The organism is Bartonella sp. CL100XZDX (assembly GCF_042195375.1).
GTDB lineage: Bacteria > Pseudomonadota > Alphaproteobacteria > Rhizobiales > Rhizobiaceae > Bartonella.
This window is the reverse complement of record NZ_JBHIOH010000026.1, coordinates 87258-101422: the sequence shown is the minus strand read 5'-3', so window position 1 is coordinate 101422 and position 14165 is coordinate 87258. Positions and strand designations below refer to the sequence as shown.

Annotated in this window: 15 protein-coding genes, 1 tRNA gene and 2 pseudogenes; 4 read left to right on the top strand and 14 right to left on the bottom strand. The window is 37.0% G+C overall.

What is annotated here, in order from left to right:
- The 8 genes and pseudogenes from ACFILU_RS02680 to folE all read right to left on the bottom strand — a co-directional run.
- On the bottom strand, positions 1 to 147 hold a 147-nt coding region (locus ACFILU_RS02680; RefSeq protein ID WP_375674638.1), incomplete at its 3' end, for a phage tail protein.
- A gap of 156 nt (positions 148 to 303) precedes the next feature.
- The gene (locus tag ACFILU_RS02675; protein WP_375674630.1) at positions 304 to 717 is read right to left on the bottom strand and encodes a hypothetical protein; all 414 of its coding nucleotides are present in this window, start codon (positions 715 to 717) and stop codon (positions 304 to 306) included.
- A gap of 45 nt (positions 718 to 762) precedes the next feature.
- Positions 763 to 1294 (bottom strand): annotated as a pseudogene (locus ACFILU_RS02670) (hypothetical protein); the annotation flags it as partial.
- Positions 1294 to 1480, bottom strand: a pseudogene (locus tag ACFILU_RS02665) (Arm DNA-binding domain-containing protein); the annotation flags it as partial. The pseudogenes ACFILU_RS02670 and ACFILU_RS02665, both read right to left, overlap by 1 nt.
- A 658-nt stretch (positions 1481 to 2138) precedes the next feature.
- Entirely contained in the window at positions 2139 to 2645 is a 507-nt protein-coding gene (locus ACFILU_RS02660; RefSeq protein WP_273791370.1) for a hypothetical protein, read from the bottom strand.
- Positions 2646 to 2782: 137 nt separating this feature from the next.
- Positions 2783 to 3955, bottom strand: a complete 1173-nt coding sequence (locus tag ACFILU_RS02655; protein ID WP_375674628.1) for an alpha/beta hydrolase — start codon at positions 3953 to 3955, stop codon at positions 2783 to 2785.
- A 195-nt stretch (positions 3956 to 4150) separates the two neighbouring features.
- Positions 4151 to 4235, bottom strand: a tRNA-Leu gene (locus ACFILU_RS02650).
- 137 nt (positions 4236 to 4372) lie between these two features.
- Positions 4373 to 4984: a GTP cyclohydrolase I FolE gene (gene folE, locus ACFILU_RS02645; RefSeq protein WP_273791372.1), complete on the bottom strand. Its 612-nt coding sequence runs from the start codon at positions 4982 to 4984 to the stop codon at positions 4373 to 4375.
- Between the two features lie 125 nt (positions 4985 to 5109).
- On the opposite strand from folE, the gene ACFILU_RS02640 reads away from it, so the two are divergent.
- The 3 genes from ACFILU_RS02640 to thrS all read left to right on the top strand — a co-directional run bounded on the left by ACFILU_RS02640 (position 5110) and on the right by thrS (position 7977).
- On the top strand, positions 5110 to 5538 hold the full coding sequence (locus tag ACFILU_RS02640; protein WP_273791373.1) for an iron-sulfur cluster assembly scaffold protein: 429 nt from the start codon (positions 5110 to 5112) through the stop codon (positions 5536 to 5538).
- Complete coding sequence (yidD, locus tag ACFILU_RS02635) at positions 5539 to 5889, top strand: membrane protein insertion efficiency factor YidD (RefSeq protein ID WP_273791374.1); 351 nt, start codon at positions 5539 to 5541, stop codon at positions 5887 to 5889.
- Positions 5890 to 6000: 111 nt separating this feature from the next.
- Positions 6001 to 7977 carry a threonine--tRNA ligase gene (gene thrS, locus ACFILU_RS02630; protein ID WP_375674626.1) on the top strand — a complete coding sequence of 659 codons (1977 nt, stop codon included), beginning with the start codon at positions 6001 to 6003 and terminating at the stop codon, positions 7975 to 7977.
- A 1051-nt stretch (positions 7978 to 9028) separates the two neighbouring features.
- Here thrS and ACFILU_RS02625 read toward each other — a convergent pair.
- From ACFILU_RS02625 to ACFILU_RS02605, 5 genes are all read right to left on the bottom strand, one after another.
- A complete protein-coding gene (locus ACFILU_RS02625; protein ID WP_273791376.1) occupies positions 9029 to 9532 on the bottom strand; it encodes a MerR family transcriptional regulator in 504 nt (167 codons plus the stop codon).
- A gap of 196 nt (positions 9533 to 9728) precedes the next feature.
- Complete coding sequence (locus ACFILU_RS02620) at positions 9729 to 10043, bottom strand: integration host factor subunit alpha (protein ID WP_273791377.1); 315 nt, start codon at positions 10041 to 10043, stop codon at positions 9729 to 9731.
- 77 nt (positions 10044 to 10120) lie between these two features.
- On the bottom strand, positions 10121 to 11095 hold the full coding sequence (locus ACFILU_RS02615) for a beta-ketoacyl-ACP synthase III (RefSeq protein ID WP_375674624.1): 975 nt from the start codon (positions 11093 to 11095) through the stop codon (positions 10121 to 10123).
- Positions 11096 to 11144: 49 nt separating this feature from the next.
- On the bottom strand, positions 11145 to 12215 hold the full coding sequence (gene plsX, locus ACFILU_RS02610) for a phosphate acyltransferase PlsX (protein ID WP_375674622.1): 1071 nt from the start codon (positions 12213 to 12215) through the stop codon (positions 11145 to 11147).
- Positions 12216 to 12360: 145 nt separating this feature from the next.
- Positions 12361 to 12918 carry a DUF177 domain-containing protein gene (locus tag ACFILU_RS02605; protein WP_375674620.1) on the bottom strand — a complete coding sequence of 186 codons (558 nt, stop codon included), beginning with the start codon at positions 12916 to 12918 and terminating at the stop codon, positions 12361 to 12363.
- 221 nt (positions 12919 to 13139) lie between these two features.
- On the opposite strand from ACFILU_RS02605, the gene ACFILU_RS02600 reads away from it, so the two are divergent.
- Positions 13140 to 13619, top strand: a complete 480-nt coding sequence (locus ACFILU_RS02600) for an outer membrane protein assembly factor BamE (RefSeq protein ID WP_273791401.1) — start codon at positions 13140 to 13142, stop codon at positions 13617 to 13619.
- Positions 13620 to 13694: 75 nt separating this feature from the next.
- On the opposite strand, the gene nusB is transcribed toward ACFILU_RS02600, so the two are convergent.
- Positions 13695 to 14165: a transcription antitermination factor NusB gene (gene nusB / locus ACFILU_RS02595; RefSeq protein WP_273791381.1), complete on the bottom strand. Its 471-nt coding sequence runs from the start codon at positions 14163 to 14165 to the stop codon at positions 13695 to 13697.

Genomic DNA, 14165 nt, shown 5'->3' with positions numbered 1-14165 from the left:
GCCATAACCGGTAAATTGCAAACTGGGTGCCTTGCCAAAACGCTCCATACAAACCCATGAGGCAGAAAACTCTTCTTCAAAAGATTGGAAATTCAGCCAATCCACATAAAATTGATGCGGTCCTAACATCATCAAAGGATCTCTCATAGGCTCCCTCCCATTGATTGTATCCCTTCCAGCACGTCATCTCTTTCGAAACGTATCATTGCATCTCTCCTACCATTGCGCCCTCCTAGCACTTCATCCCTCCCCTCATTGTGTTCTTTCCAGCACGCCGTCTTTTCCCTTATTCTGTAACCCGTATCATTCTGTCCCGCCATGCAGAGCGTTAGCGCGTGCCCGTTGAATGGCATGGGCAACCGCACGACCAGTGACAACAGGATCACGGGCGCCATTGACATGCACCGTGACATTTTGATTGTGTGTGATAGGGGAGCACTCTTTGCCTTTTGCTTCTGTGAAAGGGGAATTTGCACGCCCCACCCCCGCAAATTGTGCAATCGGTTGAATGGTTGTTTTGCCTCCCAAAAAACTTGGCAAAAACTCTCTTAAATTAATGGACCCAATCCACCCCTTAATGCGATAGGGCAAAGATTTACAAAAATCCATCAATTGTGAGATGGTGCCCATAAAACCATCGACAATCCAACTTGCTAAATCTTCCCCAGCTTGTTCCATACCAGCCTTGGCACCCTCAGAGATGCTTTTCGCGGGCAAAAAAACTCTTCAACTATTGCCAAAAATTGGAAAGGCTTTGTTTAGCCCATCCCCAAAAGCTTCTAAATAAGCCGGCATTTCTTTGCCATACCAACTTTGCGACAATTGTACTTCCTTCACAAGCCCCCCCATAACGCTGCGCCGTCTTTTCGGCTAAATAAGCCCCATTGCCCCGTGCATCCAAAGCGCCCCCCAACAAACGCGGCAAACTATTCACCACATAAAATAAAATTTCTCTTTGTTGGTCAAACGGCGTATTGCGCAATTCCACCATAAACCGAACACGGCGCACCAAATCTTGTCCCACTTTCATCACCACAATCGACGTCGCATCGCCCGATCTGGCAAGATCAACACCAAAAACATGTTGGCGCCGTCGGTCAAGCCCAATATGAAGAGGTTTTAAGCGCCCCTCACACCAATTAAAAGCAGCTTGACTTCGTTGATAATCCGATTGATTTTTTAAATCATCCACACAAGCAAAACGCAACACTGCAATGTCAGGCGCACAACAATTTTCAATCTGTAAGCGTATTAAAGCAGCCGCTTCTTGATCGGCTGGTATGGCATCTAATTTTTTAAATAGAGTTTCGTAACAGGACCAAGTCCCATTTCACGGCGCTTATTGTGGTGCGTATAGCGAAAAAACCAAGAGCGTGTATTGTCTTTTAGAACATTCAACCATAGCCCTGCCCCATCTCAATAATTTACCCTGTGAAGATGACTTGACGAATGATGCTGATAACCAATGAATAGCCCTCACTTAACGCCCCTCTCGTCCACCTCTTAGATCACCTTTAATTTCTGATTTGAGATTTTTTCTTTAATACTTAATTTTTTATTGGAACATAAAAAATTATCTGCATCAATAGCTCTTGCACATATTTACATAACTTGAATCTTGTTGCAAAAGCCCGCTCCACCCTCTGGGGGTACCATATATTTTTTAATTACGTGTAGCTTATTCATTTTCCGAGTGTTTTGAAATCCAAGAGAAGGTAGAGATGAACGTGAATTTACAAAACATGTTATTTTTATCAAACTTCTTTTTTTATGCTTTAAATTCAGCTAATTTATACCAAGGAAAATATTAAAATTTAAGTTTCTAATGAATATACTAACAACTTCATAACATTGGCAAAATTATCCGGCGGGCTATTATTAAAAGAATCAGAAAGTTTTTTGTAAATTCTTTTCACAAACATTTTCTTCAATAAAGCCACCTGATTCATCAGCCTTAACTTTAGCAAAGATATAACCAAAGTCTTCTAAAGCTTTAATGCGATAAAGAGTGTGATTATAAAATACATGTGTTTCATTTTTTAAAGCAAATTCTTTTCTTTAAAAAGGTTATCGCCTTCTATCTAACAGCGTTGTTTGCTGTAAAATTCAAATTATCTATCTGCTCAACTAAAGAACTTTTATTGTTTAGCTTTTGTGCTTTTTTCAAAGAGATGTGGGCTTTCAAGAATAAGCTTTTCTCGTGCTTTTTGTAACTGTTTAATGACCTCATCAATCTTTGACGGAGAACAAAAAGATTCTTGGCTATTCAACAAATGCAGCCTCTCCTTTCCCTCATATAAACATTGCATCTGAGATTGAAGTATTCTAACTTCTTGAAAAAAAAGACGCCCTGTTTCCTTAAAACCATTATTAAGTGCAAAAAGTTGATCAGAAATGGATAGCAGAATTTGTTTTAAAAAACGCTCATTTTCTTGGCGTTTACGATATTCTAAAATAAGAGCATGGCTTATCTCATCTAACTGTTTTTTTGTAGAATCAATTTGACGCAATAAATTTGGTTTTTCCCCCATATCACCTTTTCTCACCTTCACAAGCATAGCATGAATGTCTAACAACTTAATTGCGGAATGAGATAAATAATCAACAACTGTAGGCGTATTAACATAGCGTTTCCGTGTGATCATCACAAACTCACCTAATGACTGTTTTTTACATTCATCCCGCTATTTATTTTTCATTTTACAAAACCATTCTAAAGAAAGTGCTAAAAAACATTACCTCCAATACATTATTTGATGGAGCTCCTTCTCTCTTTTCACTATCAACGTGGAATCCGTGGAGAGAGAAAACGTACAGGTGTATAAAGGATAAGATGTGTTGTTTTCTCCAACACACTACTACCATCAGCAAGAAGGGCTTGACTAGGTGACAATTCTGTACCTTGCATAATTGTGGAAGCCAAAGAACCTTCTCGAGAAAGAGCCATCAACGTTGGTGAAGATGCAAAGACATTGTGTGCTCCCCCATCCACATGAGAGAAATCAAGAACAGCTATTCCATTTTTACGCAACATTTCAATATCTGAGCCATCGCCCACACGATGATGTCCACCCGTAAGACGTCCTGAAACCGCGAGAGCTTTATCCGTTCTGGATACTAAAATAGCTGTTGGCTGCGGAAGTTTTTTTATATCATTAAGTTGGCGCTCAAATACATCAACATCAATATCGGGTGCAGCCATTAATAAACTTGTAATACGACGAATAGGCCTATATTTTCCCTGTAAAGCTAATGTTCTAAATGCTTCCATTATAACAAAATTGCCCATAGAATGTGCAATAACCGAAATTTGATCAGCATTGGTTTCACTAATAAGCGTTAAAAGCTCTATCAATCCGTCACGGGCAAAATTAGCACTGTCACGATCATAAATATAAAGAGGAACAGATCCGGCAGAAGGCCAAGAATAATGCACAGCGACAACATTTAAAGAATAATCGTGTGTAAACTGTGCTGTACGAAATGTACCATCTGCAAAATTATTATTATACCCATGGATAAAAAGAAAAATTTCTCTTTTTCCTTTTGGCTTTTTTGCTAAAGCAGCATTTAATTGCTGTTTAAACTGTTCTTTATTATCGTATTTTTGCAATGCTACTGCTGCAAAATACTTATCATGTGTAGGTTTATACGCATTTATTTCAACAACTCCCTTTACATGTTGCTGAGGAATTCCTACGTCAACGCGATTATAATGAACTTTATTTGATCGCTCTGCACCATAAGGTTGAGCGTAATTATTTTGCATCATACGACTTGTTGCAACATACACTGAAACGATAGCTTTTGGAGAAACTGGTTTCCCTCCAACTTCCCTTTCTACGGCAGTCATAGAAGGTGTTGCATGCACCCCATGCCAAAGTACAGCACGTGAATCACTACATGCTGGCAATAAAGAAATACAAATAAGAAGTGTTAAATATCTCAGAATCATTATACTTCTCACTGCAATTTCACCCCACCTTATAAAAATATAACATTTCAAATGCATAGATAAAGTAATAAAAAACGAAACATTCTTAGAAACACACCAACAAATAACATACAAAAAAGATTTTTCTATAATACGTATAAATCCCCTCTCTCTAACATAACTTCATCTCATTATAAAGAGAGACTCACTGCTAACTGGTGCGGTCGAGAAGACTCGAACTTCCACGGGTTGCCCCACAGCGACCTCAACGCTGCGCGTCTACCAATTCCGCCACGACCGCACGTGGAAAGAAAAAACCTTGGTTTTTAGCCTTTAACAAATCATAAAGAAAGGTACAAGCCAATTTTCTTTTTCTCATAATTTATTTTATTCAGACGACTTATAACTTAATAGAGATTACGAGAAATATGGGCTCTACTATGACCTTTGAACCATCATCATAAAATGTGTTTGTGCCGCTTGATCTTTTTCATAATAACCATGAAAGTTTTTTGTAATTGTTGTAGAGCCCTGTTTTTGGATTCCTCTCATAGCCATACACATGTGCTCAGCCTCAATCAATACTGCTAAACCATGAGGCTTCAGATACGTTTTTAACGCGTGAGCCACTTGCGCTGTCATAGCTTCTTGAGTTTGTAAACGACGAGAAAAAATATCTACAACACGTACAATTTTTGAAAGACCAACAATTTTCTCATTAGGAAGATATGCTATATGTGCTTTCCCAATAATTGGGATCATATGATGCTCACAGTGTGAATAAAAAGGTATATTCTTTACGATTACGGATTCATTATATCCTGAAACCTCTTCAAAAACTGTACCTAAGGTTTCTTTAACAGATTGACTATAACCATTAAAAAGCTCGCGATATGCCTTGGCTATACGTTTTGGAGTATCTAAAAGCCCTTCTCTATTTGGATTTTCCCCTATCCATAAGAGTAATGTACGAATCGCTTCTTCCACCTCTTCAATACTCGGACGCTTTTCTTCAGATAAATTTGCGTCTTCTTTAACAACATTACGCATTCAAAAACTCCACGCTTACTCTATACAAAGCATTTGCTCCATACCTATTTCATTTTGTATAATCTCTATATAAGCGAATTAAAAGTTTAAACAATCACGACTCTCAAAATTTCAGGCAATAGTGCATGATTGATAATATCTATAATGATAAAATACTTAAATATGCTGCACATATAGGCAAAATTGGGCGTCTTAATAATCCTGATGCAACATCAAGAAAACATGCACATCTTTGTGGCTCGACAATCACTGTAGATTTAAAAGTGGAAAATGGTATTATTACGGATTTTGCTCACGAAATACATGCATGTGTGCTAGGGCAAGCTTCGGCTTCACTTTTAGCATCTCATATCATCGGACAAACAACACAAGATCTTAAAATATTGCGTGAAGTTATCTACAAAATGCTAACGCAAAATGGTCCTTCTCCTCAAGCTCCATTTGAGGATTTTTCTTGCTTACAGCCCATTAAAGACTATAAAGTGCGCCATACAGCAACACTACTACCCTTTGATGCAACGATAGACTGCATTCAACAAATTGAAGAAAAATAAATGTTCAAATCACAATCTCAACAAAAAAAATTGACTCGAAATTACACAGGCACTTGGCAAAAAACACCCGGACGATTATTGGGAATTTTCTTAATACGTTTCTATCAAATAACACTTTCGAGCCTTATAGGCAATCAGTGTCGCCATGCCCCGACTTGTTCAGAATATATATATGAAGCGATTGCACGCCATGGGCTTTGGGCTGGTGCATGGATGGGACTCTTTCGTATCATGCGTTGTGGGCCCTTTGGAACAGATGGCTTTGATCCAGTACCTATTTCGCTTGGAAATTCTTGCTGTTTTTATAAACCTTGGCGTTACTGGAAAATTTCTGACAAACACAACAAATAATCCTTTTCTTTTTTCATATGTATTGATAAAAAATCAGTCTATAAGCTTTTTACTCAATTTTCACGAAACCATCCGCAATCGTTAGCGGAATTGGATTAAAAGGGTGTTTTTATGTCTTGCTCTATTTCTCTTTTTTTTCCCGATGGTTCAAAACGTAATTACCCCGCCGAAATGACAGGCTTGGAATTAGCAGAATCTATTTCTAAATCACTTGCAAAAAAAGCAGTCGCCTATAGTCTTGATGGTATCACGCGAGACTTATCGGATCCATTGGGACAATCTGGTCAAGTAGAGATTATTACCCGAGAAGATTCACGCGCTCTTGAGCTCATAAGGCATGATTGCGCCCATGTCCTTGCTGAAGCAGTACAAGAACTCTTTCCTGAAACGCAAGTAACAATAGGTCCTGTTATTGAGAATGGATTCTATTATGATTTTGCACGCCAACAACCTTTTACATTAGATGATCTCACTGTTATTGAAAAGAAAATGCGTGAAATTATCCAGCGCAATAAACCTTTTAGAAAAGAAATTTGGTCTCGTGAAAAAGCGAGAAAAATTTTTTCTGAGAAAAAGGAATTTTATAAAGTTGAACTTATTGATAGCATTCCTGAAAATCAAGATTTAAAAGTTTATTATCAAGGGGAGTGGTTTGATCTTTGTCGCGGACCGCACATGCAATCTACAGGGCAAATTGGGAATGCTTTCAAATTAATGAAAGTTGCAGGAGCTTATTGGCGTGGCGATGCCAATAATCCAATGCTCACGAGAATTTATGGAACAGCATTTACAAATGAAAATGACTTAAAAGCCTACCTCCATATGCTAGAAGAAGCTGAAAAACGTGATCATCGCCGCTTGGGACGTGAGATGGACTTATTTCACTTTCAAGAAGAAGGGCCAGGAATGATTTTTTGGCATAAAAAAGGCTGGAAAATGTTCCAAAATTTAATCAGCTATATGCGTAGACGCCTTGATGATCATCAATATGCTGAAGTTAATGCACCACAAGTTCTCGATAGGTCACTCTGGGAAATATCTGGTCATTGGGGCTGGTATAAGGAGAATATGTTCAAAGTAATTCCAGCAGCAGAAGATTCAGATCATGGGAATGTTTATGCCCTTAAACCAATGAATTGCCCTGGTCATGTTCAAATTTTTAAACATGGTTTAAAATCTTATCGTGATTTGCCTATTAGACTTGCTGAATTTGGACTTGTTCATCGTTATGAGCCTTCAGGCTCTTTACATGGTCTTATGCGTGTGCGTGGTTTTACACAAGATGATGCGCATATTTTTTGTACTGATGAACAATTAGCCGATGAATGTCTCAGTATTAATGATCTTATTTTATCAACTTATGCTGATTTTGGTTTTAAAGAAATTAGTCTTAAGCTTTCAACACGTCCAGAAAAACGAGTTGGATCTGATGCATTATGGGATCATGCAGAAAGTATCATGGAATCTGTCCTTAAAACGATTGAAACAAAATTTGCAGGACAAATCAAAACAAGCATCCTTCCGGGTGAAGGAGCATTTTATGGTCCAAAATTTGAATATACATTAAAGGATGCTATCGGTCGTGAATGGCAATGTGGAACAACACAAATAGACTTTAATCTTCCTGAACGTTTTGGTGCATTCTATATTGATAAAGATTCAGAAAAACGTCAACCTGTTATGATCCACCGTGCTATTTTTGGATCAATGGAGCGTTTTCTTGGTATATTAATCGAAAATTTTGCTGGACATATGCCACTTTGGCTTTTTCCTGAACAAATTGTTGTTGCAACAATTACATCCGAAGCAAATGAATATGCCAAAAAAATAACAGCAAAACTTAAAGCTATTGGGCTTTCCGCAACAATAGATCTCCGCAATGAAAAAATTAACTATAAAATACGAGAACATTCTTTACAAAAAGTCCCCGTAATTTTGGTATGTGGCAAACGTGAAGCTGAAACAAACAGCGTAAATATGCGCCGCTTAGGAAGTACAAATCAAACCCTTTTATCTGTAGAAGATGCAATTAAACAACTCTCAAATGAGGCAACACCTCCAGATTTGCAACGTGTAATAAATGCATAATATCATAGAAGATGGTAATACGTTAATTTTTTTACTATAAATCTTCAATTTTTGTACAAAATGAAATGATTTGATATTGTAGTGTGTTTTTGTTTCATGCACAACTACCTATCACCAGAAAGAATCACGTGCTCTCTCTACAAGGTGGTTTGGTGAAAAAGTTGAATGTAAGCTATGAGCTGTTTAAATGCAAACAACATAGACAATTGAATATTAATAATAACATTAATCTTTTACTTTTATAATGAAAAAATGCTGCTACTATCATGGATAGATCATTACGATAATTATAGCAACATCAAGCAAGAAGGCTGAAAACAAGATTATATTTATTAATAAAAAATATGTAAAATTAGCTGAACAATGATATGTCTTATTCGTAAGATAAGCTCTTATAAAAAGACAAGATATTGATTTATAATGGTAATATATCGTTATTCATATTAAATAAGGTTTCGAATATCATAGGCTTCTCTCGTTTTAAATATGTTTATGTTGAATCTATCAAAATCATTTGCTTGCACGAAACAAGCAGAATGAGTGTGTGGATAAAAATTATTGAGAAAGGACTTTTAAAATGCCCACAATGAACCGCCTAAAGTGCTAAGGATTGTTGCAATCATTGAGGACCGGCTATAACTATAATGATGATGCTGACTTGCTTCTTTATAAATGTAAAAATAGCAGTACTCAACGAGTTTACCATTAATCATTCACAAGGCATTATAGTAAAATAAGATTAAGAAGCCTTAAGAAACATCTCTTTAAAACAAGCACATGAATTGGTAAGCCAATGGCATTATACATCCCGCAATCTACACTGATGAGATATTGCCTTAATTTTTATAAAGCTAAATCAAAGAAAAATGGCAAAACTCAGCGTTTATTCTTTCTCCTCTTCATATTTTATCAAATTAAAAACTCTTATAAAAAAACTCGTTAAATATACACATACGATACATGAGCTCTCGTTGAACGTATTAAACTCTGAGCATATCCATAAAACGTCTAAATATCTACGAAACACATATAAAATAAAAAAATATTATTATTATCGTGCTCTATCAAGAACACGCTTACATTCAATGAGTTCAAACAGAATCTCTTGTAACAATGCTTTATCAGTTTTATCTTTGTAAAGATTCACAGAACCGACAGATGTTTCTCCTTCATTCCTCATGAAACTCAAAAGCCCAAAAGAAGATTTCTTAGGCTTATTACTAGCATTTTCAGAAGTTTGTCCTGCATGTTTCTTTTCTATGACCACATTCATAGCATCAAGATCACCATTACCAAATGCAGTCACAAAAGCAACACCATTTTCTTTCAAAAGGCGTTGCACACCTTTTATCGTATAACCCTGATCATATAGTAACTGCTTAATACCATTGAGCAAATCAACATCGACAGGACGATAATAGCGCCTTCCTCCCCCACGTTTCATTGGTTTAATCTGCCTAAAACGTGTTTCCCAGAATCTTAAGACATGCTGCGGAAGCTCCAATAACTCCGCTACTTCGCTAATTGTGCGAAAAGCATCAGAGCTTTTATCCATTTTGCAACACCTTATTTAAAACAAAATAAATTACTTCACAATGACTCATTCTGTCTCAATTTCTCAACAAGATTAGTCAAAAATAAGACCATCATTGACAACTTACTCAACAGTCTTTTTCTAAAAAACAAAGACCCTTATTTTATACATTTTTTTAACAAATACCAAACATACCATGGCATTTATTTATGAGATATCATTTTTTCTGTTTTGCACGATGCGAATCTAAAATTCTCTGTTTAAGGACATTGGCAGCCTTAAACGTCACAACACGTCGCGGCGGAATAGGTGCTTCAACACCTGTTTTTGGATTGCGTCCAACACGTTCATTTTTACTGCGAACCTGAAAAGTTGCAAAAGAAGATAATTTAACCGCTTCACCTCTTACAAGTGAGTTGCAAATCTCATCCAAAACCAATTCGACTAAAGCTGCTGATTCAGTATGTGACAAGCCCACTCTTTTACAAACTACGCTCGCTAAATCTGCACGCGTTACTGTCTTACTTGTCATTATAACCACCTATTAAAATATTTAAAATTACAAAATGACTTATACGTTTTCTTGAAATATGGTCAAGTAGCCATAATTTACCAACGAATAAGAATTGCTCCCCATGTAAATCCACCTCCCATGGCTTCTAACATGATAAGATCTCCTTCTTTTATTTTTCCATCGCAAACAGCTGTTGTTAAAGCCAACGGAACTGATGCGGCAGACGTATTACCATGTTGATCAACGGTAATCACAACTTTATCTAGTGAAATTCCCAACTTTTTAGCAGATGCTTCAATAATGCGCTTATTAGCCTGATGAGGTACAAACCAATCTAGTTGTGAAGAATCCATACCTGCAGCTGCAAAACAATCATCAACCACATCCGTTATCATACCAACAGCATATTTAAAAACTTCTCGTCCTTCCATACGCAAATAGCCTGTCGTTTGTGTTGTTGAAGGTCCACCATCAACATATAGCTTATCTATATAAGCACCATTAGAGCGCAGTTTTGCAGACAATATACCACGCTCAAAAGCAATAGTCCCCTCAATTTCTTGAGCTTCCAAAATAGCGGCACCCGCACCATCACCAAACAAAACACATGTCGTACGATCTTCCCAATCTAAAATTCGAGAAAATGTATCGGATCCAATAACTAAAATTCTTTTAGCCGCTCCACATCGTAAATAAGAATCTCCTGTTGTTAAAGCAAAAATAAAACCAGAACAAACAGCTTGAATATCAAAAGCAAATCCATGGCTCATTCCCAAAGCATGCTGAATTTCAACAGCAGAAGCAGGAAAAGTACGATTCGGGGTGGACGTTGCTAAAATAATACAATCAATGTCTTTTATTGTAAGACCAGCATTTATAAGGGCGGCTTGCGCAGCCTTAACTCCTAAAGAAACAGTTGTTTCATTTTCACTGGCAATATAACGTTGGCGTATTCCTGTACGCTGAACAATCCATGAATCTGACGTTTCAACAAACTTTGCAATCTCATCATTTGATAAACTTCTTTTTGGCAAAGCACTTCCTACACCACGTATAATTGAGCGAATCATTCAGCTCTTACCTTTTCTTCAAATTTTTCATTTCTATTATAAGAGCTTATCATAAGGACTCTCCATTCATCACCGCTTCATCTTCTTGGTCAAGAAGTGTTTCTTTATTCTCATGAAACCGCCGTAAATCAGCCGTTATTTTTTTTAAAAGTCCATTATTAACCATTTCATAACCAACGCGGATAGCAGAAGCAAAACCATTAGCATTGGCACTGCCATGACTTTTTATAACAACACCATTCAAACCTAAAAGCACTCCTCCATTCACCCTATCGGGATCCATTTTATGTTTCAGTATACGAAAAGCACCTCGCGATAAAAAATAACCAAGAGATGTTAAAAAAGAACTGCGCAGTGCAGAGTTTAAAATCTCCCCTATCTGTCGCGCAGTTCCTTCTGCGGTTTTTAAAGCAATATTACCAGAAAAACCCTCTGTCACAACAACATCGACCGTTCCTTTTCCAATGTCATTGCCCTCAACAAATCCTTTATATTCCAATCCTTCTAATTGCACTTCACGCAATATCATTCCTGCTTTTTTTATTTCATAAAGTCCTTTAACCTCTTCCACCCCCACATTTAAAAGCCCAACACTTGGTCTTTCAGTGTGATATAAAGCGCGAAACATACCCGCTCCCATAACCGCCAAATCAACCAACTGACTAGCCGAGGCACCTATTGTTGCTCCAATATCTAAAACGATACTCTCACTGCGCAGTGTTGGCCAGATACCCGCAATACCAGGACGCTCAGCCTCTGCAAGCATTTTCAAACAAAAATACGACATGGCCATAAGTGCACCCGTATTACCAGCAGAAATGCAAGCATCAGCTTCACCATTTTTTACCGCTTCAATGGCGTACCACATTGATGATTTACCACGTCCATTACGAAGTGCTTGGCTTGGCTTTTCATCCATGCGTGTATAACTTTCTGTAGGGAAAAAGCGCGATACAGAATCCAAACAGGGATATTTTTTTAAAACCGGACGAACAGCCTCCTCTACTCCATAAAACAGAAAATAAATATTTGATAAATATTTTTGTACAATTGCTGCTCCTGCAATAGCTGCTTCTGGACCGTAATCACCGCCCATGACATCCACAGAAATTCTAATCACGCTTGCATATCCCACATCTTTTCATTTTTAAATACATATTATGATTTTTGGCTCCTGAACACTCACACAGCACATCTTGCGAAAATATCGCTCCGCAGAAATGCCGTTTAGCATACAAATAGATATTTTTTGTATGTTTTTACAATCACTTCCAATTTTTCAAAACAGAAAATGGAGAGAATTTTTGCTCTGCTTCTTCTAAATTTTCAACCAAATTCATCTGTATCCCCTCTTTACGTGGATAATGATTAATAGACAACTCAAAAAACTCTTCCATGATTGCACCAATATCAATTTTATCATCATAAAACACTTCAGGAGTATCAAGCCCCTCCACATCTAAAAACAATTCTCCTGTATCCTCTGATATTTTAGGCTTCATCAAATTTGAATCTTCAGGAACAAAAACAACCTCAATATTTTCACAAAGGATATTTTCTAATGGTTCTAATGTAACAACACATAACTGCAGTATACGCGCTTGCAATAGACCTTTTATACGCACTCCGCGTTTTTTCCACGGGAAAATATGGAATTTTCCCTCACAAGATTTTACTTCAATTAAATTATGGTTCTGGGCTAAATGTGTACATTCTTTTTTATTTGCACAAAGATGAACCCTTATACCTTTAGCAGGTAGAGAACGTACGGATATTGGATAAGCCAAAGCAAATGTCATTTGAGGAACATTTTGAACATTCATTGACAACTCCCAAACATAAAAACGCATAAAGCACTGTGTTTTTATTTATCTCAAGTATTTATGCATTTTTTTCTTTTCTAAAGAAATTCTATATGGCATAATTTGCTTTATAACAAGGAAACTCAGTGTAAGCTACGGTAGATTAAGTTAAAATTAGAAAAAACTTGAGGTTGCCTTCTTGTCCTACATCTCAGTATAAAAAGGAGATATCATTGTTTCAAATGCCTCACATAATAGCCTTAATCAAACGTAAATTATTAATTGGTCTATCAATAGCAAGCATAGGAATGCTTGCTGGGTGTAGTCTTCTTGATTCTTCAGGTTCGAGCCAAATTTATAGAGAGGGCTATGTTCTTGATAAAAATGCTTTAAGTTCTATCTCTATTGGCTCAAGTCAAGAGCAAGTTCTTTTAACTTTAGGGACCCCTTCATTAAAAACAAAATATGATAATGAAGTTTTTTATTACATCTCACAGACACGTTATCGTGGGATGCAGTTTATGAAAACAAAGATTATTGATCGCAAAGTTTTAGCCATTTACTTCAATAAAAATAATCAGGTTGCAAAAGTTGCAAATTACGGATTACAAGACGGTCAAGTGTTTGATTTTATTACACAAACAACGCCAACTGTAACAAAAGAACATCCTTTCTTAATTCAAATTATAAAAGGCCCTGCGAATTTGCCACGCCATAACTAAATCATATAGTCTACATACCGTTTCAATATTATAGGTCTGATACTATCAGACCTATAATAGGGGAATTTGTAGCTCTTAGAGGCGAACTTTTTTTGCCATACTGTCGAGAACTGCATTAACAAGTTTCGGTTCATCACCTTCAAAAAACGCCTTTGCTATGTCAACATATTCATTCATGACAACCGCAACGGGGACATCTTTACGGTTGATCAACTCCCATAAACCTGCTCGTAAAATTGCTCGCAATATAGAATCAAGACGTGAAAGTGACCACTCTGCTGAAAGCTGTTGATGAAGCAGAGGATCAAGCTGCTTTTGATCTTTTACAACACCCGTTATAATCGCCAAAAACCATTGAAAATCAGCTTCAAGATACTGCTCTCCATCAATATCTTTTCCCAAGCGATAAGCCTCATACTCAGCTGCCGTTTCCAACACCCCCGAACCCACGATATCCATTTGATAGAGTGCTTGAACTGCAGCGAGTCTTGCTGCTCCACGTTTATTGGCTGAACGCGGAAAATGTCTGCTTTTTATATCAGCCAT

Excerpts from the sequence above, each read along its gene's own strand:
- ACFILU_RS02660 (WP_273791370.1), bottom strand. The coding sequence starts at position 2,645 with ATGATCACACGGAAACGCTATGTTAATACGCCTACAGTTGTTGATTAT.
- ACFILU_RS02655 (WP_375674628.1), bottom strand. The coding sequence starts at position 3,955 with ATGATTCTGAGATATTTAACACTTCTTATTTGTATTTCTTTATTGCCA.
- folE (WP_273791372.1), bottom strand. The coding sequence starts at position 4,984 with ATGCGTAATGTTGTTAAAGAAGACGCAAATTTATCTGAAGAAAAGCGT.
- ACFILU_RS02640 (WP_273791373.1), top strand. The coding sequence starts at position 5,110 with ATGATTGATAATATCTATAATGATAAAATACTTAAATATGCTGCACAT.
- yidD (WP_273791374.1), top strand. The coding sequence starts at position 5,539 with ATGTTCAAATCACAATCTCAACAAAAAAAATTGACTCGAAATTACACA.
- thrS (WP_375674626.1), top strand. The coding sequence starts at position 6,001 with ATGTCTTGCTCTATTTCTCTTTTTTTTCCCGATGGTTCAAAACGTAAT.
- ACFILU_RS02625 (WP_273791376.1), bottom strand. The coding sequence starts at position 9,532 with ATGGATAAAAGCTCTGATGCTTTTCGCACAATTAGCGAAGTAGCGGAG.
- ACFILU_RS02620 (WP_273791377.1), bottom strand. The coding sequence starts at position 10,043 with ATGACAAGTAAGACAGTAACGCGTGCAGATTTAGCGAGCGTAGTTTGT.
- ACFILU_RS02615 (WP_375674624.1), bottom strand. The coding sequence starts at position 11,095 with ATGATTCGCTCAATTATACGTGGTGTAGGAAGTGCTTTGCCAAAAAGA.
- ACFILU_RS02605 (WP_375674620.1), bottom strand. The coding sequence starts at position 12,918 with ATGAATGTTCAAAATGTTCCTCAAATGACATTTGCTTTGGCTTATCCA.
- ACFILU_RS02600 (WP_273791401.1), top strand. The coding sequence starts at position 13,140 with ATGCCTCACATAATAGCCTTAATCAAACGTAAATTATTAATTGGTCTA.
- nusB (WP_273791381.1), bottom strand. The coding sequence starts at position 14,165 with ATGGCTGATATAAAAAGCAGACATTTTCCGCGTTCAGCCAATAAACGT.